Source organism: Pseudomonas shahriarae (assembly GCF_014268455.2).
GTDB lineage: Bacteria > Pseudomonadota > Gammaproteobacteria > Pseudomonadales > Pseudomonadaceae > Aquipseudomonas > Aquipseudomonas shahriarae.
In genome coordinates this window covers 548,989-570,467 of sequence record NZ_CP077085.1, presented here as the reverse complement: position 1 = coordinate 570,467, position 21,479 = coordinate 548,989, and the positions used below count along the sequence as shown (strand labels likewise).

17 protein-coding genes are annotated in these 21,479 nt (G+C 62.5%); 2 read left to right on the top strand and 15 right to left on the bottom strand.

The window, feature by feature from the left end; all coding sequences use genetic code 11:
- Positions 1-13: 13 nt before the first annotated feature.
- From HU773_RS02540 to hutC, 10 genes are all read right to left on the bottom strand, one after another.
- On the bottom strand, positions 14-1,423 hold the full coding sequence (locus HU773_RS02540; RefSeq protein ID WP_169989255.1) for an amino acid permease: 1,410 nt from the start codon (positions 1,421-1,423) through the stop codon (positions 14-16).
- 92 nt (positions 1,424-1,515) lie between these two features.
- Positions 1,516-3,054 (bottom strand): histidine ammonia-lyase, encoded by a 1,539-nt coding sequence (gene hutH, locus HU773_RS02535; protein ID WP_115127187.1) that lies wholly within the window; start codon positions 3,052-3,054, stop codon positions 1,516-1,518.
- Between the two features lie 19 nt (positions 3,055-3,073).
- Entirely contained in the window at positions 3,074-4,597 is a 1,524-nt protein-coding gene (locus HU773_RS02530; RefSeq protein WP_057958073.1) for an HAL/PAL/TAL family ammonia-lyase, read from the bottom strand.
- 136 nt (positions 4,598-4,733) lie between these two features.
- Positions 4,734-5,558, bottom strand: coding sequence for a quaternary amine ABC transporter ATP-binding protein (locus HU773_RS02525; protein ID WP_115127186.1), 825 nt, complete (start codon positions 5,556-5,558; stop codon positions 4,734-4,736).
- On the bottom strand, positions 5,555-6,406 hold the full coding sequence (locus tag HU773_RS02520; protein ID WP_057437170.1) for an ABC transporter permease: 852 nt from the start codon (positions 6,404-6,406) through the stop codon (positions 5,555-5,557). Before HU773_RS02520 ends, HU773_RS02525 begins: the two co-directional genes overlap by 4 nt.
- Before the next feature lie 72 nt (positions 6,407-6,478).
- The gene (locus HU773_RS02515) at positions 6,479-7,447 is read right to left on the bottom strand and encodes an ABC transporter substrate-binding protein (protein WP_186625119.1); all 969 of its coding nucleotides are present in this window, start codon (positions 7,445-7,447) and stop codon (positions 6,479-6,481) included.
- 68 nt (positions 7,448-7,515) lie between these two features.
- Positions 7,516-8,985 carry a purine-cytosine permease family protein gene (locus tag HU773_RS02510; RefSeq protein WP_186625118.1) on the bottom strand — a complete coding sequence of 490 codons (1,470 nt, stop codon included), beginning with the start codon at positions 8,983-8,985 and terminating at the stop codon, positions 7,516-7,518.
- A gap of 175 nt (positions 8,986-9,160) precedes the next feature.
- Positions 9,161-10,846 (bottom strand): urocanate hydratase, encoded by a 1,686-nt coding sequence (gene hutU / locus HU773_RS02505; RefSeq protein WP_057437164.1) that lies wholly within the window; start codon positions 10,844-10,846, stop codon positions 9,161-9,163.
- A 391-nt stretch (positions 10,847-11,237) separates the two neighbouring features.
- Positions 11,238-11,798, bottom strand: coding sequence for a HutD/Ves family protein (locus tag HU773_RS02500; protein WP_186625117.1), 561 nt, complete (start codon positions 11,796-11,798; stop codon positions 11,238-11,240).
- Positions 11,795-12,574 carry a histidine utilization transcriptional repressor HutC gene (gene hutC / locus HU773_RS02495; RefSeq protein WP_169959940.1) on the bottom strand — a complete coding sequence of 260 codons (780 nt, stop codon included), beginning with the start codon at positions 12,572-12,574 and terminating at the stop codon, positions 11,795-11,797. Before hutC ends, HU773_RS02500 begins: the two co-directional genes overlap by 4 nt.
- Before the next feature lie 78 nt (positions 12,575-12,652).
- Between hutC and HU773_RS02490 the strand changes: the two genes are divergently transcribed.
- Together HU773_RS02490 and HU773_RS02485 are read left to right on the top strand one after the other, a co-directional pair.
- Entirely contained in the window at positions 12,653-14,017 is a 1,365-nt protein-coding gene (locus HU773_RS02490; protein ID WP_057958047.1) for a formimidoylglutamate deiminase, read from the top strand.
- 338 nt (positions 14,018-14,355) lie between these two features.
- Complete coding sequence (locus tag HU773_RS02485) at positions 14,356-14,664, top strand: DUF6124 family protein (RefSeq protein ID WP_057958046.1); 309 nt, start codon at positions 14,356-14,358, stop codon at positions 14,662-14,664.
- A 48-nt stretch (positions 14,665-14,712) separates the two neighbouring features.
- Here the strand turns inward: HU773_RS02485 and HU773_RS02480 are convergent, their stop codons facing one another.
- From HU773_RS02480 to HU773_RS02460, 5 genes are all read right to left on the bottom strand, one after another.
- On the bottom strand, positions 14,713-15,282 hold the full coding sequence (locus HU773_RS02480) for a lipocalin family protein (protein WP_032862264.1): 570 nt from the start codon (positions 15,280-15,282) through the stop codon (positions 14,713-14,715).
- 30 nt (positions 15,283-15,312) lie between these two features.
- Positions 15,313-15,567: a lipoprotein gene (locus HU773_RS02475; protein ID WP_038445326.1), complete on the bottom strand. Its 255-nt coding sequence runs from the start codon at positions 15,565-15,567 to the stop codon at positions 15,313-15,315.
- A gap of 237 nt (positions 15,568-15,804) precedes the next feature.
- Positions 15,805-16,815, bottom strand: a complete 1,011-nt coding sequence (locus tag HU773_RS02470) for a class 1 fructose-bisphosphatase (RefSeq protein WP_186625116.1) — start codon at positions 16,813-16,815, stop codon at positions 15,805-15,807.
- A 111-nt stretch (positions 16,816-16,926) separates the two neighbouring features.
- Positions 16,927-18,264 carry a DUF3999 domain-containing protein gene (locus HU773_RS02465; RefSeq protein WP_128593036.1) on the bottom strand — a complete coding sequence of 446 codons (1,338 nt, stop codon included), beginning with the start codon at positions 18,262-18,264 and terminating at the stop codon, positions 16,927-16,929.
- Entirely contained in the window at positions 18,264-21,335 is a 3,072-nt protein-coding gene (locus HU773_RS02460; protein WP_186625115.1) for a DUF2339 domain-containing protein, read from the bottom strand. The genes HU773_RS02465 and HU773_RS02460 overlap by 1 nt, the downstream gene beginning before the upstream one ends.
- Positions 21,336-21,479: the final 144 nt, after the last annotated feature.

Below are 21,479 nucleotides of genomic sequence, written 5' to 3'. Positions count from 1 at the left end.
ACGCCTCCCTAAGTTATCGGTGAGACAAAGCCGGGTCGTAATTGACCTTGGCCGCTTGCCCGGCTGCGGGCTTGACCCACAGCAGGTAGGCGAGGACCAGCAACACGATCCATACGGCGCCCACCAGCAGCGCGGCCTGGGTGTCCGGGAAGTAGCCCAGCACACCAAAAATAAACAGCATGAACACAATGGCCGCCGCCGGCGCATAGGGCCAGAACGGTACCGGGAATTTCAGTTCGGCGATCTGCGCCTTGGTCATCGAGCGGCGCATCGCCACCTGCGTGACCAGGATCATCAGCCACACCCACACGGTAGCGAAAGTGGCAATCGAGGCAATCACCAGGAACACGTTTTCCGGGATCAGGTAGTTCAACACCACGCCGCCCAGCAGCGCTGCGCCCATCACCACCACGGTCATCCACGGCACACCGTGGCGCGACAGTTGCGCAAAGCCCTTGGGCGCCTGCCCTTGCTGGGCCAGGCCGTACATCATGCGGCCGGCGCCGAAGATGTCACTGTTGATGGCCGAGACGGCCGCCGAAATCACCACGATATTGAGGATGGTCGCCGCCGAGCCAATCCCCAGGTTGCTGAAGATCTGCACGAATGGGCTGCCCTGGCTGCCGATCTGCGGCCACGGGTAGATGGCCATCAACACGAACAGGGTCAGCACGTAGAACAGCAGGATGCGCAGCGGTACCGCGTTGATCGCCTTGGGGATCACCCGTTGCGGGTCCTTGGCTTCACCGGCAGTGATGCCGATGATCTCGATGCCGCCAAAGGCAAACATCACCACCGCAAACGAGGCGATCAGGCCGCCCAGGCCATTGGGCATGAAGCCACCGTGGGCCCACAGGTTGCTCAACCCGCTGGCCGGTGCGTCAGCCGACGAATGCACGCCAAACAGCATGATGCCGAACCCGCCAAGGATCATCGCGACAATCGCGCCGACCTTGAGCAACGACAGCCAGAACTCCATTTCGCCGAACACCTTGACGTTGCACAGGTTCAGCCCGCCGATCAGTAGGACGATGCCGAGCACCCAGACCCAGCGTGCGACCTCGGGAAACCAGAAGCCCATGTAGATGCCGAAGGCGGTGACGTCCGCCAGGCAGACGATGATCATTTCAAAAGCGTAGGTCCAACCGAGGATAAAACCGGCCATCGGGCCCAGGTAAGTGCTGGCGTATTGGCCGAACGAGCCGGACACTGGATTGTGCACGGCCATTTCGCCGAGGGCGCGCATCACCATAAACACGGCGGCGCCGCCGATCAGGTAGGCCAGCAACACCGCCGGGCCGGCCATTTGGATCGCCGAGGCAGAACCGTAGAACAGCCCGGTGCCGATCGCCGACCCCAGTGCCATGAAGCGAATATGGCGGGCGGTCAGTCCGCGTTTGAGACCTTGTGCTTGCTGGTGCATTTCTCGTCCCTAATTATTGTTATCCAGAGAGAATCCGAACCTATGGGCGACCCCATGCGGGAGTCAGCTCCCACACAGGATCGGTGTGCGGCTTACAGGCTCGGCAGCAGCTTGGCTGGCACCAACTCGTTCAGGCAGCGGCTGGCCAACAGTTCGCTGGCGGCGTTGATATCCGGGGCGAAGAAGCGGTCCTTGTCATAGAAGCCCACTTTGGCGCGCAGGATCCCACGGGCCTTTTCCAGCTTGGGCGAGGTTTTCAGGCCATCGCGCAGGTCGAGGCCCTGGCAGGCGGCCAGCCATTCCACTGCGAGCACCCCACGGGTATTTTCAGCCATTTCCCACAGGCGCTTGCCGGCAGCCGGCGCCATCGACACGTGGTCTTCCTGGTTGGCCGACGTCGGCAGGCTGTCGACGCTATGGGGATGGGACAACGCCTTGTTCTCGCTGGCCAACGCCGCTGCCGTCACCTGGGCAATCATGAAACCGGAGTTGACCCCGCCATTGCCCACCAGGAACGGCGGCAATTGCGACATGTGCTTGTCCATCATCAACGAGATACGGCGCTCGCTCAGGGAGCCGATTTCAGCGATGGCCAGGGCCATGTTGTCGGCGGCCATCGCCACCGGTTCGGCGTGAAAGTTACCGCCGGAGATCACATCGCCTTCGGCGGCGAATACCAGCGGGTTATCCGATACCGCGTTGGCTTCGACCACCAACACTTCGGCCGCCTGGCGGAACTGGGTCAGGCAGGCGCCCATGACTTGCGGCTGGCAGCGCAGGGAGTACGGGTCTTGCACTTTGTCGCAGTTCTGGTGGGACTGGGACACCTGGCTGCTTTCACCGAGCAGGTCGCGATAGGCGGCGGCCGAGTCGATCTGCCCACGCTGGCCACGGGCCGCATGGATGCGCGCGTCGAACGGCGAGCGCGAGCCCAGCACCGCTTCCACGGTCAGGCCGCCACAGGCGATGGCGGCGGCGAACAGGTCTTCGCCTTCGAACAAGCCGCGCAGGGCGTAGGCCGTGGAGACCTGGGTGCCGTTGAGCAGCGCCAGGCCTTCCTTGGCAGCCAGGGTCAGCGGCGTGAGACCGGCGACTTTCAGCGCTTCGGTCGCCTCCAGCCACTCACCTTTGTAACGGGCCTTGCCTTCGCCCAGCAGTACCAGGGACATATGGGCCAGCGGCGCCAAGTCACCGGACGCGCCCACCGAGCCCTTGAGTGGGATATGCGGGTAGACCTCGGCGTTGATCAGGGCGATCAGCGCGTCGATCACCTGGCGGCGAATCCCGGAGAAACCGCGGCTCAGGCTGTTGACCTTGAGCACCATCACCAAACGCACCAGCGCATCGCTGATCGGCTCGCCGACGCCGGCCGCGTGGGACAACACCAGGGAACGCTGGAGGTTTTCCAGGTCTTCGCTGGCGATACGGGTCGAGGCCAGCAGGCCGAAACCGGTGTTGATGCCATAGGCGGTGCGGTTCTCGGCGAGAATCTGCTCGACACAGGCCACGCTGGCTTCGATCTGCGCCGAGGCGCTGTCATCCAGGCTGAGGGTTACCGGCTGCTGGTAGATGGCCCGCAGTTGGGCAAGGGTCAGTTGGCCTGGAATCAGATTTAGCGCAGTCACATTCATGCTCCTTTTGAAATAGGGTTCAGTGCAAATTCGGTAAAGCGTGGTTCAACAAATCGGTGTTCTTGAGCAGCGCCGCCGTGGTCGCGATGTCCGGCGCCAACCAACGGTCCTGTTCATAGGCCGGGACGTGCTCGCGCAGCAGGCGCCAGGCGGTGTGGGTGCCGGCGCCGAAGCCTTGTGCCTTGAGGAACTCAAAGGCCTGGGCCGCCAGCAGGTATTCGATGGCGAGGATCTGGGTGAGGTTTGCCAACACTGAGTGCAGCTTGAGCGCGGCGTTGGTGCCCATGCTCAGGTGATCTTCCTGCAGGCCCGAGGTGACGAAGTTATCGAGCACTGCCGGCTGCGCCAGTTGGCGATTCTGCCCACAGAGGGAAGCGGCGACGTACTGCACGATCATCATCCCCGAGTTGACCCCCGGGTTGCTCACCAGGAATGCCGGCAAGCCGCTAACGTGGGGGTTGATCAGGCGGTCCAGACGGCGCTCGGCGATGGAGCCGATTTCCGCCATGGCGATGGCCAGCATATCCGCCGCCAGCGCCACGGACTGGCCGTGGGGGTTGGCCTGGGACACCACGCGGTAGTTGTCCGGCGTGCCCAGCAGCAGTGGGTTGTCGGTGGCACCGTTGAGTTCGGTTTCGATCTGCCGGGTCGCGTGCTCCAGCTGATCGCGGGCGGCGCCGTGGACCTGGGGGATCGAACGGATGCTCAGCGCGTCCTGGGTACGAATGCCACGGCTGGCGGCAATCACCTCGCTGCCCTCGAGCAAGGCCCGCAGGTTACTGCCGACCTGCTGCATGCCGGGGTGTGGCTTGAGGGCGATGATCTGCTCATCGAAGGCATCGATCTGCCCGCGTTGTGCTTCAAAACTCATGGCGCCGATCACATCGGCCCATTGCAGCAAGTGGTGGGCATCGGCCAGGGCCAGGCAGCTCAGGCCACTCATGCATGGTGTGCCATTGACCAGGCACAGGCCGTCCTTGGCGCCGAGCACCACCGGCTGCAAGCCTTCGGCGGCCAGCGCCGCCTCGGCCGTCACAATCTGGCCGCGATAGCTGACATTTCCCACTCCCAGCAGGGCAATGCCGATATGGGCCATGTGGGTCAGGTAGCCCACCGAGCCCTGGGACGGCACGTGCGGGGTGATGCCATGGTTGAGCAGCGCCAGCAGCGAATGCACCACCTGCGGATGCAGGCCGGACTTGCCCTGGCTGAAGTTGATGATGGCCGCGCAGATGATCGCGCGGGTCTGTTCATCACTCAGCGGCGCTCCCACACCACAGGCGTGGCTGAGCAAGGTGTTGCGCGACAGTTGACTCAGTTGCTCGCCCTTGAGCGACACATTGCACAAGGCGCCCAGGCCGGTGTTGACGCCATAGGCCCGCTCGCCGCTGGTGACGATGCGTTGCACGATGGCCTGGGCATTGTCGATCCGCGCCCAGGCCGGGCCCGACAGCTCCAGCTCGGCGCCGAAGCGCGCGACGGCAACCACGTCCTGCCAGTGCAGGGGGGTGTCGGCGATGACGATTTTTTTAGCCTGGGACATCTTCATACCTTCTTCAATTCTTTTGCAGCCTTGCCGGCCTCTTCGCGAGCAAGCCCGCTCCCACACTTGGAATGCGTTCCCCTGTGGGAGCGGGCTTGCTCGCGAAGAGGCCAGCCGACTCACCACAAACCCCGGCTCAGACCACCGCCGCCCGCCGCTGAACAAACCGGTCCACATACTCATCCGCCGGCGAATGCAAGATCTCCCGCGGCGTGCCGACCTGGATCAGCTTGCCGTCCTTGAGGATCGCGATGCGGTTACCGATGCGCACGGCCTCATCCAGGTCGTGGGTGATAAACACGATGGTCTTGTGCAGGGTCTTTTGCAGCTCCAGCAACTGGTCCTGCATCTCGGCGCGGATCAGTGGGTCAAGGGCGCTGAACGCCTCGTCCATCAGGATGATGTCGGTGTCGGCCGCCAGGGCCCGGGCCAGGCCCACGCGCTGGCGCATGCCGCCCGACAACTGGTGCGGGTATTTGCTTTCGTAGCCCTTCAGGCCCACGGTTTCGATCCAGTGCAATGCACGCTCGGTGCACACTTGCTTGGTTTCACCGCGCACTTTCAGGCCATAGGCGACGTTGTCCAGCACGCTCTTGTGGGGCAGCAGGCCGAAGCTCTGGAACACCATGCTGATCTTGTGCCGGCGGAACTGGCGCAGGGCTTCCATATCCAGTTGCAGGATGTCTTCGCCGTCCACCAGGATCGCGCCGCTGGTGGGGTCGATCAGGCGGTTGAAATGGCGCACCAGGGTGGACTTGCCGGAGCCCGACAGGCCCATGATCACAAAGATCTCGCCGGTGCCGATGCTCAGGGACAGGTCATTCACGCCCACCACACAACCGGTCTGTGCCAGCACCTGGTCCTTGGTCTGGCCTTGGCCAATAAGCGCCAGGGCTTCCTGCTCACGCGCACCGAAAATCTTGAATACGTTTTTCACTTCGATCTTGCTGACAGTAGTCATTTGCTCGCCTCATGCCGTGGACGACCATAGGCCTGGGTAATGCGGTCGATGACCACTGCGAGAATCACAATCGCCAGGCCAGCCTCCAGGCCGCGCCCGACGTTAAGGGTCTGGATGCCCACCAATACATCTTCACCCAAGCCACGGGCGCCGATCATCGAGGCGATCACCACCATTGACAGGGCCATCATGGTGGTCTGGTTGATCCCGGCCATGATGCTCGGCAGGGCCAGCGGCAGTTGCACGCCAAACAGTTGCTGCCAGCGGTTGGCGCCGAAGGCATTGATGGCTTCCATCACTTCCCGGTCCACCTGGCGAATGCCCAGGTCGGTCAGGCGAATCAGTGGCGGCGCGGCGTAGATCACCGTGGCGAAAATCGCCGGCACCTTGCCCAGGCCAAACAGCATCAATACCGGGATCAGGTACACGAAGCTGGGCATGGTCTGCATGATGTCCAGCAGCGGCATCAACACCGAGCGCAGGCGATTGCTGCGCGCCGAGAGAATGCCCAGGGGAATGCCGATCAGCACCGAGATCACCGTGGCCACCATCATCAGCGCCAGGGTCTGCATCAGCTTGTCCCACAGGCCGACCGCACCCACCAGGAACAACAGGCCGACGATCACCGCCGTGGTCAGCACCTTGCGGGTGGCGTGCCAGGCAACGCCGCCGACTATCGCCAGCATCAGCCACCAGGGTGCCGCGCGTAGCAGGCCCTCCAGGTTGACGATGGCCCACAGCAAGGTGTCGGAGATCTGCCGGAACACATCGCCGTAATTGGTCACCAGTGCATCGACCCAACCGTTGACCCAGTCGGCGATGGAAAACGTAAAACTCTCAGGAAACATAACGTGCTCTCGATCCAGTGGAGTGTGGCCGGGTGCCCGGCTGCCTGTTCAGGGTAGCCGGGGGCACTGGGCCTACAAGGCCGCGTCGATTTTCTTGGCTGCGTCTTCACTGACCCAGGCGTGCCATACCTGCGGGTGCTCCTTGAGGAAGAGCTTCGCCAGCTTCGCCGAGTCAATGCGCTCTTTGCTCATGCGCGCCAGGTTCTGGTTGAGCAGGTCTATGGGCAGGTTGACCTTCTCCAGCACCGCCACCAGTTCCGGGGCCTGCTCGTAGAAAGTCTTGGACAGGCCGACCTTGATGGTCACGCGTTTATCCACACCGGGTTTTTCGTCGAGTTTGACCAGGTCCACCTGGCCCATCAGCGGCGTCGGCGACCAGTAGTAGAACAGGATCGGCTCGCCACGCTTGTAGCTCGACAGCACCGCCGCATCCAGCGCCGGGCCGGTGCCAGGGCGGAAGTTGGTGTAGGAACTTTCCAGGCCATAGCTCTTGAGCATTTCGCTGTTGTCCAGCTCGCAGGTCCAGCCGGCCGGGCAGTTGTAGAAGCGGCCTTTGGCGGGCTCTTCCTGGTCCTTGAACACCGCAGAATACTTGGCCAGGTCGGCGATGTTTTTCAGGTCCGGGGCCTTGGCTTCGAGCTTGCGCTTGGCATCGCCTTCGATCACATAGCGCGGCACGTACCAGCCTTCAACCGCACCGACCACAGGGGCACCGACACCCACGACCTTGCCGGCCTTCTCGGCCTTGTTCCACACTTCGCTACGGCCAACCCACTCTTCGGCGAAGATCTGGATATCGTTGCTGCCCAGGGCGTTTTCCATGGTGATGGAATTGCCCGGCAGGCTATCGGTTTTGCAGTCGTAGCCTTTTTCCAGGACCACTTGCAGGACGTCGGTCAGCAACATGCCGCTTTCCCAGTTCAGGCCGGCGAACTTCACCGGTTTGCCCGACTCGCACCAACCGGCCGCCTGGGTGGCGCCAGCACTGGCCAACAGGCCGGCGGCGAGCAATGGGGTCAGCAGGATCTTATGCATTCTCATTATGTGACGCTCCCAATCATGAAATGGATTACGGCAGTCAAAAGGCATCCTGCCTTGTCCACGTCCCATCAGGCTTGTGTAATCAGCCCGTTGTTTTTAGGGGTAGCTATAGCTGTAGCGCCCTGCTCTATCGGCAAAATCAGTCGTTCAGGCATTGCGCCGTGCCATTTTTTTGCACACACGTAATACAGGGCGGCGGGCAGTACCAGGCCGATGATCCAGGAAATATCCACCCCGCCCAGGCTGGCCACCAGGGGGCCGGTGTAGAACTTGGTGGCGATGAACGGCAACTGCACCAGCACCCCGAACACGTAGACGCTGATACCCAGCAGGTTCCAGCGGCCGTAGCGACCGTTCGGATCGGCCAGTGCCGGCACGTCATAGCGGTCGCGGGTGATGCAGTAGTAGTCCACCAGGTTGATCGCGCTCCAGGGTGTAAAGAACGCCAGCAAAAACAGGATGAAGGACTTGAACGCACTGAGGAACGAGTGCTGGCCGAGCAACGCGATCAGGGTCGCCGCACCGACGATCAGCAGCACGAAAACCAGGCGCTGCAGGCGCGTGACCTCCATGCGCCCACGAAAGCCGCTGACGATGGTCGCAATGCACATAAAGCTGCCGTAGGAGTTCAGCGTGGAGATGGTGACCTTGCCGAATGCGATGCTGAAGTACAGCAATGCCGCCGTGGCCCCCGTGCCGCCCAGACCTACGATGTAGGCCACTTCGTTACCGGCAAATTTCCCATTGGACATCGCAGCGGCAAACACGCCGAGGATCATCGCCACCTGGGCGCCAATGACCGAACCTGCGCCTGCGGCCAGAAAGGTTTTCACCGAGGATGTGTTGCGCGGCAGGTAGCGGGAATAGTCAGCCACATAAGGCCCAAAGGCGATTTGCCAGGAGGCCGCGAGCGACACCGCGAGCAGGAAGCTGCTCCAGCTGAAGTGACGGATTTTCAGGAGCGCGCCAACGTCGGTCTGGCTCATCAGACGGCTGAACAGGTAGACAAAGGCAATCACCCCAATGACGCTGGCGACACGGCCGATGAAATGGATCACCCGGTAACCGAGCACCGTGACCAGCACGATGACACTGGCGAAAATCAGAATGCCAACGCTGTCGCTGACCCCAAACAACTGGCCCAGCGCCTGGCCGGACAGCACGGTCCCGGTGGCGGTGAAACCGAGGTACATCAAACACACCAGCACAATCGGGATGGCTGCGCCATACACACCGAACTGCACCCGGCTGGAAATCATCTGCGGCAGGCCAAGCCTGGGCCCTTGCGCCGCATGCAACGCCATCACGCCGCCGCCCAGCAGTTGACCGATCAACAGACCGATCAACGACCAGAACACATCACCGCCCAGCACCACGGCCAGGGCCCCGGTGACAATCGCGGTGATTTGCAGGTTGGCGCCCATCCACAGGGTGAACTGGCTCAATAGACGACCGTGTCTTTCCGCTTCCGGGATGTAGTCGATCGAACGCCTTTCGATCAACGGGGTGGAGCTTGCACGCGCGTCTTTTGCAGCCATGGGTGTTCAACCTCTAATGGATTGTTTTCGGTGGTGCGGCTCAAACATGTTTCAAATACACAGCAGGTCAAATGTGGGAGCTGGCTTGCCTGCGATTGCATCACTGTGGTCTGCCTGACAGACCCAGTCGCCCGCATCGCAGGCAAGCCAGCTCCCACAGGAACCGAGCCAGGCGTTACTTGATCATTGGCAGGTTCAGGCCCTGCTCCTTGGCGCAATCAATCGCGATCTGATAACCCGCATCAGCATGACGCATCACCCCGGTGGCCGGGTCGTTGTGCAGCACGCGGGCAATACGCTCGGCGGCTTCGTCGGTGCCGTCGCAGACGATGACCATGCCGGAGTGCTGGGAGAAGCCCATGCCCACGCCACCACCGTGGTGCAGCGAAACCCAGGTCGCGCCGCTGGCGGTGTTGAGCAGGGCGTTGAGCAGCGGCCAGTCGGACACGGCATCAGAACCGTCCTGCATGGATTCGGTTTCGCGGTTGGGGCTGGCCACCGAGCCGGAGTCCAGGTGGTCGCGGCCGATCACCACCGGCGCCGACAGTTCGCCGCTGCGTACCATTTCGTTGAATGCCAGGCCGAGCTTGGCGCGTTGGCCCAGGCCAACCCAGCAGATGCGCGCCGGCAGGCCCTGGAAGCTGATGCGCTCGCGGGCCATGTCCAGCCAGTTGTGCAGGTGGGCGTCGTCGGGGATCAGCTCTTTGACCTTGGCGTCGGTCTTGTAGATGTCCTGCGGGTCGCCCGACAGTGCCGCCCAACGGAACGGGCCTATGCCACGGCAGAACAGCGGGCGGATGTAGGCCGGTACAAAGCCTGGGAAGTCGAAGGCATTTTCCACGCCTTCTTCCTGCGCCATCTGACGGATGTTGTTGCCGTAGTCGAAGGTCGGTACGCCCATCTTCTGGAAGTCCAGCATCGCCTTGACGTGTACGGCCATCGACTGTTTGGCGGCCTTGATCACGGCAGCCGGCTCGGTCTTGGCACGGGCGCGGTACTGCTCCCAGGTCCAGCCGGCAGGCAGGTAACCATTGAGTGGGTCGTGGGCGCTGGTCTGGTCGGTGACCATGTCCGGGCGCACGCCGCGCTTGACCAGTTCCGGGAGGATTTCGGCAGCGTTGCCCAGCAGGGCGATGGAGATGGCCTTGCCTTCCTTGGTGTACTTGGCGATGCGCGCCAGGGCGTCGTCGAGGTCGCTGGCTTGTTCGTCGACATAACGGCTGTTCAAGCGGAAGTCGATACTGACCTGCTGGCATTCAATGTTCAGCGAGCACGCGCCGGCCAGGGTCGCGGCCAGCGGTTGGGCGCCGCCCATGCCGCCGAGGCCGGCAGTGAGCACCCAACGGCCTTTGAGGTTGCTGTCGTAATGTTGGCGACCGGCCTCAACGAAGGTTTCGTAGGTGCCCTGGACGATGCCCTGGCTGCCGATGTAGATCCAGCTGCCGGCAGTCATCTGGCCGTACATGGCCAGGCCCTTGGCATCCAGTTCGTTGAAATGCTCCCAACTGGCCCAGTGCGGCACCAGGTTGGAGTTGGCGATCAGCACACGCGGGGCATTGCTGTGGGTCTTGAACACGCCGACCGGCTTGCCGGATTGCACCAGCAGGGTTTCGTCGTCGTTCAGGTTGGTCAGGCTTTCGACGATCTGGTCGTAGCATTCCCAGTTACGCGCCGCACGGCCGATACCGCCGTACACCACCAACTCTTTCGGGTTCTCGGCCACTTGCGGGTCGAGGTTGTTCATCAGCATGCGCAGCGGCGCTTCAGTCAGCCAGCTTTTGGCGGTGAGCGTGTTGCCACGGGCGGCGCGGATTTCAACGTCGCGGTACTTGGTAGGCTTGTTCTGGGAAAAGTCAGTCACAAAAAACTCCTCAGCAATCGATGCGCGAACACGATGGTGCGAAGAGGATGTTTAGCGACTCTTATGCACACACCTTTACTTGTACATACAAGCATATGCAATCTGACTGCCAACTTGGGAAGTCCGTGATGAAGATTTATTGCCGAGGCGCATGCAAGCCTTGGAAATAAAGGCTTAAAGGCTTTATGAAATTTCTGAAAGGGGTGACTTGAACCGCTGGAGGATTGCTACAAAGGCAGGGCATTGCGCCATGCTGGGGCATTCGGTAACAACTTGGTGCGGGCCTGGAAACAGATTGTGCAGCCTCTACATATCCATGTGGGAGCTGGCTTGCCTGCGATAGCCACTTGTCTGACACACCGCAATCGCAGGCAAGCCAGCTCCCACAGGTTTAATCGCATGCGGTCAGTTCGATCAGGCAGCAGCGGCCTGTCACGTTGATATCCAGCAAGCCACTGTTACCGTCCACCTGCAAACAATCATGATGGCCCAGCACTTCGCCCAGCACCTTCACCTCATCAGCCACACTGAACACCAGCACAGTGTTCGCGGAACTGAAAAACTGCTGCACCCCATCCACCCACTGCAAACGTGCGTGGTAACGCTGGGGCGCGTAGATCAGGTTGAAGTCGCGAATCGGCCCGGTGATCAGGCGGCACACCACCTGGCTTTCACCTTTGAAGGCAAACGGTTGCAGCGGTAACAACCCGCGCTGCTCTTCACCGTCCACGGTCAGCACCATGCCCGCACCCTGGATCACGGTGATGACCCGTTGATACCCGGCAAACGTGGAAAAGCCGCCCGACTCACCGATATCGGCAATCGACAGGCGCCAGCCAAAACCTTCCAGGCCGTGGCCGGCATCACGGGTGATTTCTTCGGTGCTGCCGCCGCCGTTTTTCCACGGCATGCGTACGTAATCGGCAGCACGCCAGACCTTGACTGCACTCATTTGCTGAAACGTCCTTCGAGGCTATGGCGGGAACCGGGGTGGATCAGGCGTGCGGCAGTCACCGGCTGGCGCCCGGACCAGGTACGCCGGCGAATCAGCAAGCACGGCTCGCCGGTCTCGATCTGCAGCAGCTTGCATTCCTGCGGGTCGGCCAGGATCGCTTCCACCACATGCTCGCCCTCGGTCAGCGGCGCCACCTGGTTGAGATAGGCGTAAGGGGTTTGCTGGGTGAAATCCTGTTGCAGGTATTCCGGTGCCACCAACGCGTTGACGAAACGGTCTTCGATTTGCACCGGGATATCGTTTTCGTAGTGCACGATCAGCGAGTGGAACACCCGCCCGCCTTCACGCATTTCCAGGGCCACGGCGCGCTCGGAACCGGCGGCTTCTTCGCCCAGGGTAATCACCTTGCAGGTGTGGCGATGGCCACGGGAGGCGATCTCATCGGCGATGTTATGCACCTCGAACAGCGCCGACTGGCTCTTGGGCTCGGCGACAAAAGTGCCGACGCCTTGCATGCGCACCAGCAGACCTTCGGCGGTCAGCTCCCGCAGGGCCCGGTTGATGGTCATGCGGCTAAAGCCCAGTTGGTTGACCAACTCGCTTTCCGACGGCACGCGATAGTGCGGCGGCCAGTTGCCGTTGAGAATCTGCTGGCTGATCATCTGCTTGACGCGGGCATACAAGGGCGCCGGACTTTCGTCCATGTGGGCAGCCAGCGGGGACTTGGCGGGCGGAGTCGGCACGGGGAATCCTTGCAGGGGGAAAAGATGCATAGATTGCCGGAGTTTACCGAGCAGGCAAACGTCTGTATATGTATATACAAATAAACACACGACCGGGGTGCCTTGATCATGTCCGCTTTCTTTGCCGAACGCGCGCTGCTGCCTAATGGATGGGCCACTGATGTACGGCTTGAAGTCAGCGCCGATGGCCTGCTGACCAACGTGACGGCCAATGCCAGTGCAGACGGCGCCGAGCGGCTGAGAGGCCCGTTGTTACCGGGCATGCCGAACCTGCATTCCCACGCGTTTCAACGGGCCATGGCGGGGCTGGCGGAGGTCGCCGGCAACCCCAATGACAGTTTCTGGACCTGGCGCGACCTGATGTACCGCATGGTCGGCCAGATCAGCCCCGAGCAATTGCAGGTCATCGCCCGCCAGCTGTATATCGAGATGCTCAAGGCCGGCTACACCTCGGTCGCCGAGTTCCACTATGTGCATCACGACATCAGCGGCCAGCCTTACGCCGACCCCACCGAACTGTCGCGCCAGATCAGCCAGGCGGCAGCCAGCAGCGGGATCGGCCTGACCTTGCTGCCAGTGCTCTACAGCCACTCGGGCTTTGGCGGCCAGGCGCCGAACGACGGCCAGCGCCGCTTTATCAACAGCACCGATAACTACCTGAACCTGCAAGCGCGCCTGCAACCGATCCTGGCCGCGCAACCGGCGCAGCAACTGGGCCTGTGTTTCCACTCATTGCGCGCAGTCACTCCGCAACAGATCAGCGCGGTATTGGCCGCCAGCGATAAGAGCTGCCCGGTGCATATCCACATCGCCGAACAGCAAAAGGAAGTCGATGACTGCCTGGCCTGGAGCGGCAAACGCCCGCTGCAATGGCTGTATGACCATGTGAACGTCGACCAGCGCTGGTGCCTGGTGCACGCCACCCACGCCAACTCCGACGAAGTGACATTGATGGCCAACAGCCGGGCGATTGCCGGGCTGTGCCTGACCACTGAGGCCAACCTGGGCGACGGGATTTTCCCAGCGGTGGATTTCCTGGCCCAGGGCGGGCGCATGGGGATTGGTTCGGACAGCCATGTGTCATTGAGCGTGGTTGAAGAACTGCGCTGGCTGGAATACGGCCAGCGCCTGCGCGACCAGCGGCGCAACCGCCTGTATCGCAGCGATCAACCGATGGTCGGCCGCACCCTGTATGACGCAGCCCTCGACGGCGGCGCCCAGGCGCTGGGGCAACCGATTGGCCGCCTGGAAGTCGGCAAGCGTGCGGACTGGCTGGTGCTGGACGGCAATGATCCGTACCTGGCGACGGCCAGTGCAGACGGGATTCTCAACCGCTGGCTGTTTGCCGGGGGTGATCGGCAGGTGCGTGATGTGCTGGTCAACGGCCAGTGGGTGGTGCGCGATGGGCATCATGCGGGCGAGGAAGAGAGCAGCCGGGCCTTCGCGCAAGTCCTGAGAGACTTGTTGTCTTAAGAACAACCCATAACCCCTGTGGGAGTGTTGGTCATGGTTTGTAAAGGGCCAGCAAGGCGTGTCCCTTTAAATTGCAGGACGTTTCCGAGACAATCCCTGCCGCCTTGTGCCTGTTGGATTCGATGGCTAGCCTGCGGTCCGTCACTGCTCATCAGTGATCGGGTTTAGTCGCCCGGCACATCACAAGGCGCATGGTCACATGAAGTTTTATGGCGGCTGTGCGCAGGGCACCCTCGGGTGCGCCGGATTCCTTGTGGCCGGTCGACTAACCTGCGTACAGCCGCCACCCTTCGTTTAGTCGCGACGGACCGGCTCCGATTCTCACAAGGAGCTTCACCATGCATAAAATTGTCCCCGACCCACCCAGCGACCCCGCCAAAGACCGCGCCGCCTTCAACCGCGCCATCGACCACTACCTGCCGACCCAAGATGCTCACAGTGCCCGCGACGATTTGAGCTTCGAAGACGCCCTGCTCTACACCGCCAGCCTGCTGGACAGTGCGTCAGCGACGGCGCTCGATTGTGGAGAGATGCTGCAAAGCCCCGAACGGGCAAAGGTGTTGGCGGTGTGGCATTTACTGGAGATCGCCAAGACCACGGTTGATCGATCCATTGCACACCTGCACCCCGCCACGGCCAGAACCTGAGGGCAAAAAAAGGGCGGGTTTATTAAAAAACCCGCCCTTTGTTTCGCATTACTGCGAGGTCTTGGCCATCTGCTTGTCCGACGTACGCCAGATCAAACGTGTGGTGTCGTAACCCTGCTGGCGCGCCCTGCTCAGCAAGTCTTCGCGGGTGTCGGCACTGACGGTCGGCGTGCGTGACAACAGCCACATATAGCGCCGGCTCGGGCTGCCGACGATGGCGGTCTTGTAGTCATCGCTGACGTACAACACCCAGTAATCGCCCTTGGCCACGCCCGGTAGCAACGCGGTGAACCAGTTATTGAATTCGACCCACAACTTGTCGGTCTTGCCCGGGACCTGCGGCGTGGCCGTGCCCTTGGCTTCTTCCCACTTCCACTCGGTGGTCAGGCAGCGATTGAACACTGACATGTCGCCATCGGGCAGCAGGGAGTAACGGGCCTCGGATTGCGCGCAGTTGCGCTGGAAGTACATGGGCAGGCGGGCCAGTTCGTACCAGGTGCCCTGGTAACGCTTGAGGTTGACGCTGCCGACAGTCTTGGGTTGCAGATCATCGCCAGAATGGCTGGCGCAGCCTGCCAAAAACAGGCTGGCGCAAAGGTATAAAACAAAACGCATCATTCTTCTTCTCCCGCAGGCTTGCGCCCCGGTTTACTTCAGGCCTTGCCCGGAAAACATCAGAACTTTGTCACCGGCGTACTGCACGCTGATAAAGCTGTTTTTGTCGCCCCAGGTGCAACTGGACATGCCCAGTGCGCCAGAACAATCGGTGGGCTTACCCAACAGCGACTCCACCTCGGCCTTGGCCATGCCAGCCGAGAGCTTCTGGTAATTTTCCTGGGTGACCTTGCTGCAAGCGGCCAACAGCACGCAAAAGCACAAGAGGGCGAGACGGCGTAACGACATGGTAGAGCTCCTGGAGGGACACGCAGCAGTGGGGGTCTGCCAGAAGCTTAGAAGGGAAAAGGGGGGTCTGGTTCCCGCAAGGCAAAAACAAAAAAAGCCCCGAATCGCTGAAACGTTTCGGGGCCTTGGTCTGGCGCATGATTCATTGTAAAGGCGAACTGGCTCGCGAAAAACATCCAGCCAACGCAGCGCTGCGCCGGGAATACTTCGCGAGCAAGCCTGCTCCTACAGAAGGCCTTAGGCCTTGTGGTAACCCGTCACACGCGCCACTTCTTCCTTGGACCCCAGGAACACCGCCACACGCTGGTGCAGGCCTTCAGGCTGGATGTCGAGGATGCGCTGGTGGCCGTCAGTCGACGCACCGCCCGCCTGCTCAACCAGGAACGACATCGGGTTGGCTTCGTACATCAGGCGCAGTTTGCCCGGCTTGGACGGCTCGCGGCTGTCGCGTGGGTACATGAACAGACCGCCACGGGTCAGGATGCGGTGTACGTCGGCAACCATCGCGGCCACCCAGCGCATGTTGAAGTTTTTCTTCAGCGGGCCTTCTTCGCCTTCCATCAACTCGTTGACGTAGCGCTTGACCGGTTCTTCCCAGTGGCGCTGGTTGGACATGTTGATCGCGAATTCCTGGGTCGAGGCAGGAATGGAGATGTCTTCGTGAGTCAGCACAAAGCTGCCCATTTCACGGTCCAGGGTAAAGCCCTTGACGCCATCACCCAGGGTCAGCACCAGCATGGTCTGTGGGCCGTAGATCGCATAGCCGGCAGCAACCTGCTCGGTGCCTGGCTGCAGGAAGGCGTTTTCGTTCAGCGCTTCGTTCTGGCTCAGGTATTCGTTAGGGCAACGCAGTACCGAGAAGATGGTGCCGACTGGCGCGTTGATGTCGATGTTCGACGAGCCGTCCAGCGGGTCGAATACCAACAGGTACGCGCCTTTAGGGTATTTGCCCGGGATCTGGTAGGCATTGTCCATTTCTTCGGACGCCATGCCGGCCAGGTGACCGCCCCATTCGTTGGCTTCGAGCAGGATTTCGTTGGAAATCACGTCGAGTTTCTTCTGCACTTCGCCTTGCACGTTTTCAGTGCCCATGCTGCCCAGGACGCCGCCCAGCGCGCCTTTGGACACGGCGTGGCTGATTTCCTTGCAAGCACGCGCCACCACTTCGATCAGGAAGCGCAGATCGGCAGGGGTGTTGTTGCTGCGGGTCTGCTCAATCAAATAGCGACTCAGGGTAACGCGGGACATGGACGGCTCCGGAGAATGGGGGGCTAAAAACCCGCGCAGTTTAGCGCGAGTCGGGGCGCATTTCCTCCTATCAGACGAGATAACCCTGACAGAGTTCATGTAGGCCCCGGCTCAGGGCCTGGTAGGCGGCTTGCGCAACAGGTTGTAGGCCATCGCCCCAAGTGCCGCTACGCCCAGCAGCAATACGGCCCACAGGCCGATTGTCTGCCAGTTGATACCTGCGACATTTGGCGCGGCTGGCGGGTTGGCGTGCCATTCGCCATCGACCCGAGCCTGGCCCAGAGCCGCAAGGCGCTGGGGTTGGTAGTCGGGAATCAGGGTCGTCAACGGCAGGTTCGCAGCCTTGGCCGACGGGTTGCCCAGCGCCAGGGTAAACGGCTGTTCGCCCCGCGCCAGGAACACCACTTGCGTGGCCCGCACAGCAAAACTCAACGCCGGCGCCTGCGCGCCCAGGCCACCGCCCCGCTCGTCTACGTCCAGCTTGAGTTGCCGCACCGGGTAACCCGGCAACTGCAATTGATCCTGGGTGACTTCTTGCCCGCCCTGCGTCAACCGATAGAGCAAACCACGGCTCAATGGCTGCCATGCCTGCTTGCTGTCCTGCCGCCCTTGCAGACCCACCGGCGCCAGGCTGTTGGGCTGGCGCAACTCAACGCGCACCCGCTCGACACTTAACACGCCAGGCAACTGCCAGCTGTACTGCCCAGGCTCCAGGGTGCTGCCGGCCAATGGCTCGGACCACACCAGCGACAACGGCAGGCTGCTGGTGCTCTGCACTTCAATGGAGGTCAACTCGGGCGCGGCCTGGCCTTGCCATAGCAGGCGCAGGTAGCGCGCCGGCTGCCCTGGCAAGGCGACTTCACGCTGCTCCACCCGTTCATCGGCAAATGCCAGGCGCGCCACCTGCCCGCCGCCCCAGGAGCGCCAGTGCTGCAAATCGTCACTGGCTTCGATACTGAAACGCTGGAAGCCATCATGCTCGGCAGCCCAATCGAGGATCAGCTTTTGCAACGGCGCCTTGATTGCACTGGCATCCAGCAGCCAGCCGCGTCGCACCTGCGCGCCGGCCGGCGCCTCGCTGGACGGCTGCACCTGCACCAGGGTTCCCGTGGCGCTGGATTGCACGCGCACGCTGGGCACACTGTCGCTGGCGTTGTCGGCGGCATACAGCGGGAAGCCCTTCAGCCGGGCCAGGTTGTTTGCGCTTGCGGGCGACTGCCGCACTAATGCATATGCCTGGGGCTCGCCCGCCGCGTTGAACACCCGCAGGTCACTGAGATCGGCCTGACGGGCGCTCAATTGCACCGCCAGCGGCAACTCCAGGCGATACCAGGGGCCTTCGCCGCTGACCGTCAGCGGCACTTTGGCGGTGAAGTCTGCGGGGCCTTCTGCGGCCGACGCCGATAACGCGGCGCACAGGCCCACCAGTGCAATGCTCAGTTTGCCGATCAAGAGGACGCTCCTTGGGTTTGAATCTCAGGTTCGCTGCGTTTGGGCGGCAGCGGAGCGAAATAACCCACCACCAGCAACAGCCCGCCCACGCCGATAAACGACACGATCCGCTCCAGCCCGCCACGGTTGCTCAGCTCGACGAGGAACAACTTGGCGACCACCACGCCGATCAGCACCGCGCCGACCAGCCACACTTCCCGGCGATTGCGCAGGTGCCCGCCGATCATCAGGCCCAGGGCAATCAGGGTCCAGACAATCGACAGCCCGGCCTGCACCAGCATCGAGTCAAGCAACGCATCCAGATCAAACGGCACGCCGCCCCAATGGTGCGCCGCGCGCATCACCAGTGCGGTGAAGAAGGCAAACAGCGAGACCCCGGCAACGCCCTGGGCAATCCACGGGGTGCGGCCGCCCAGTTGCGGCGCCGCGCTGCGCGCCCACAGGTACACGCCCAGCAGCGCAAACAGCAGGCCAAGATCCAAGGGGTTGAGCAACGGCACATACGGCAATGGCCTGGCCGTGCCGTCGCTGAACATATTCGCCAACCAGAACCACACCAGCATCAGCGCGGCCAACGGCAGCGCGGCCAGCAGGCGATATTCGCGTGGATAAGCCGATAGCGGCCACGGCCACTGGCGCGGCGCAGCAATGGCTATCAGGTACAGGCTTGGGAAAATCGCCCAGCCCAGCCAGCGCCAGGCGTTGTATTGCACCGAAAGCACCAACAGGCCGTAGCGCAATTCCAGGGCCAGCATGCCGATCAGCATCCAGCAGCCCAGCACGTGGGCGACGCTCAAGGCTTTTGCCGCCGCCAGGTCGGCCAAATAACGCAGCGCGATGAAATGCACGGCGAACACCGCAAGCCAGGCCAGCCAGCCCCATTCGGCCGCCGGGTGGTAATAGCGATGCAGCGACACCAATACCACCAGCGCCACCGCCGGCATCAGCAACAGGCAGAGGGTGCCCAGCGCAGCCCAGCGCAAGCGCAACGCCAACAACATCCACAGCGCTGCACTGGCCGCTGCCGCCGCCAACAGGAAGGTGGCTTGCAGCTCTGGCGGGGTGAAGCGCAGCACTTCGTGGTTCAGCGCCAATACCCACCACGCCGCGCCCCAGGCCAGCAGGCCGTTGGAAAGATGGGGCAACTTGAGTCGTCGATCACTGCCCCGCAAGCGCCAGGCGCCGACAAATGCGGCCAACCCGACCAGCATCGGCGCCCAGAAACCGATATGCCGGAACGCCGGCAGTTCTTCGCCACCCCAGGATGTCAGCGTAACCAAAGCCCCCGCCAGCACCTGCACGCCGAGCGCGCAGAACAGGAAGGTGCGCGAAGCGATAGACACGCCGACAAACACCGTCACCAGTCCCGCCAGCGCCCAACTGATCGCGGTGCCCTGCTCGGCCACCAGCAACGGCGCCAGCAGGTACACAAAACCCAGGCCAAGGCCGGCCAGGACCGGCAAGCCCTGGCGCTCCCACTTCGAGGTCTGCTCCAGCGCGGCCGTGCGCAGTTGCTGGAAGCTGAACAGCAACGCCACGCCGAGCAACAAGGCGCCCAGCGCCGCGCCGTCCAGCAGCGTGTGTTCGCCCACGTCCAGTTCGCTGAGAAACGCCAGCGCCGAGCCCAACTGCAACAGCAGGCCAAACGCCCGCGCCAACGAGCGTTGCTGACGCAGACCGAGCCAAAGGATGCCGGCGCCTTCCACCGCCCAGGCCGCCGCGGTCCAGCGCGCGTCCAGGCCCAGCGGGATCGCCAGGCTGGCGAAGATCACACCCAGGGCCAGGCAGGTTTCTGCCAGCAACACGGTGCGCCCACCGCTAAGCACCCGCGCCAGGACCATATAGATGATGCCCAATGCCAACGCACTGAAGGCCGGGGCGAAGGCCAGGTGCTGCACCAGGGTGAACTGCAAGCCAAATGCCACAAGCGGCGGGCCGAACAGCAGGCCGCCATCCACATAATCGCCCTTGGCCGCCGACCAGCGCAGCAGCGCGGCACGGCTGTCATCGGCCGGGGCGTCGGCCGTTTCCAGGAGTTTGCGTCGCGCAAACAGCAAGCCGATGGCCAGGTACATCAGGAAAAACAGAATCAGGAACGGCTCGGTACTCCACAGCAGTTCCGGTGTGTAAGAGCGAATACCCCAGGCAAACCCGATACCGAAGGTGCCGGCAAAGCCAATCACATTGAGCAAGCGCCAGGCCTTGAACCAGGCGATGGCGAGGATCCCGGCGTTGAGCAGGGCGAAGTAGCTGAACAACGCCACATGGTTGCCCTCGCCGGTGGACGCGAGGATTGGCGCGGCAAACCCGCCGAGCGCGGCGGCGCAGGCCAGGCCGATGGCGTCCTGGGTAATCGCCAGGATCGCCGAAAACACCGTCACCGCCACCAACAGGCCCAGTGCCGCGCTCGGATCGAGCAATGGGTGCAGGCGCATGGCGGCGAACACCGTCAGGTACAACACGGCGATGCCCGCGCCTTGCAGGATCAGCGCATAACTGCCCCGGCGCAGGCGCAGCCACCACCCCAGGCCCAGCAAGCCCAGGGCACAGGCAGCGACACCGGCGTAGCGCAGTTCGATGGGCACCACCATGCCTTCGGTGGCATAACGCAGCAAAAATGCCAGGCCGAGGAACAACAGCACCACGCCGACCCGCAGCACGGTATTGCCGCCCAGCAGCCAGTTGCGAGCGGCGCCGATGGCACGTTCGATCAGGGTGGGGCTACGGGGGATTTCGGGTTCAGCTTCGCGGGCAACGGCGGCCGGTTTCCACAGATCGTCCGGCAGCGGCGGGCTCGGTTCGGGAGCCGGGGTGGATTGCAGTTCGGCGGGCAACTCCCAGACCAGCTCCGGGGCGGGCGCGGGTTCGGCCATGGACGGTTCGACCTGAGGCGGCTTTTCCAGCAGCGCGAGGCGTTGCTCCAGCGCCTTCAGGGCACTGCCGAGGTGCGACAGGCGAATGGCCTGGCCAATCCCCAAACCCAGCAGTGCACCGAAGCCTGCATCACTGAACGATTCATCCAGCGCCCAGCCGAGCACCAGGCCAATCAGCATGAACATCCATTGCATGGTCCAAATCCCTAAGCAAACCGAGACCCAGTATATAGACGCATAACCCATGTGGGAGCGGGCTTGCTCGCGATAGCGGTGCATCAGTCACCTATTTGCTAACTGACGTACCGCTATCGCGGGCAAGCCCGCTCCCCCATTTTG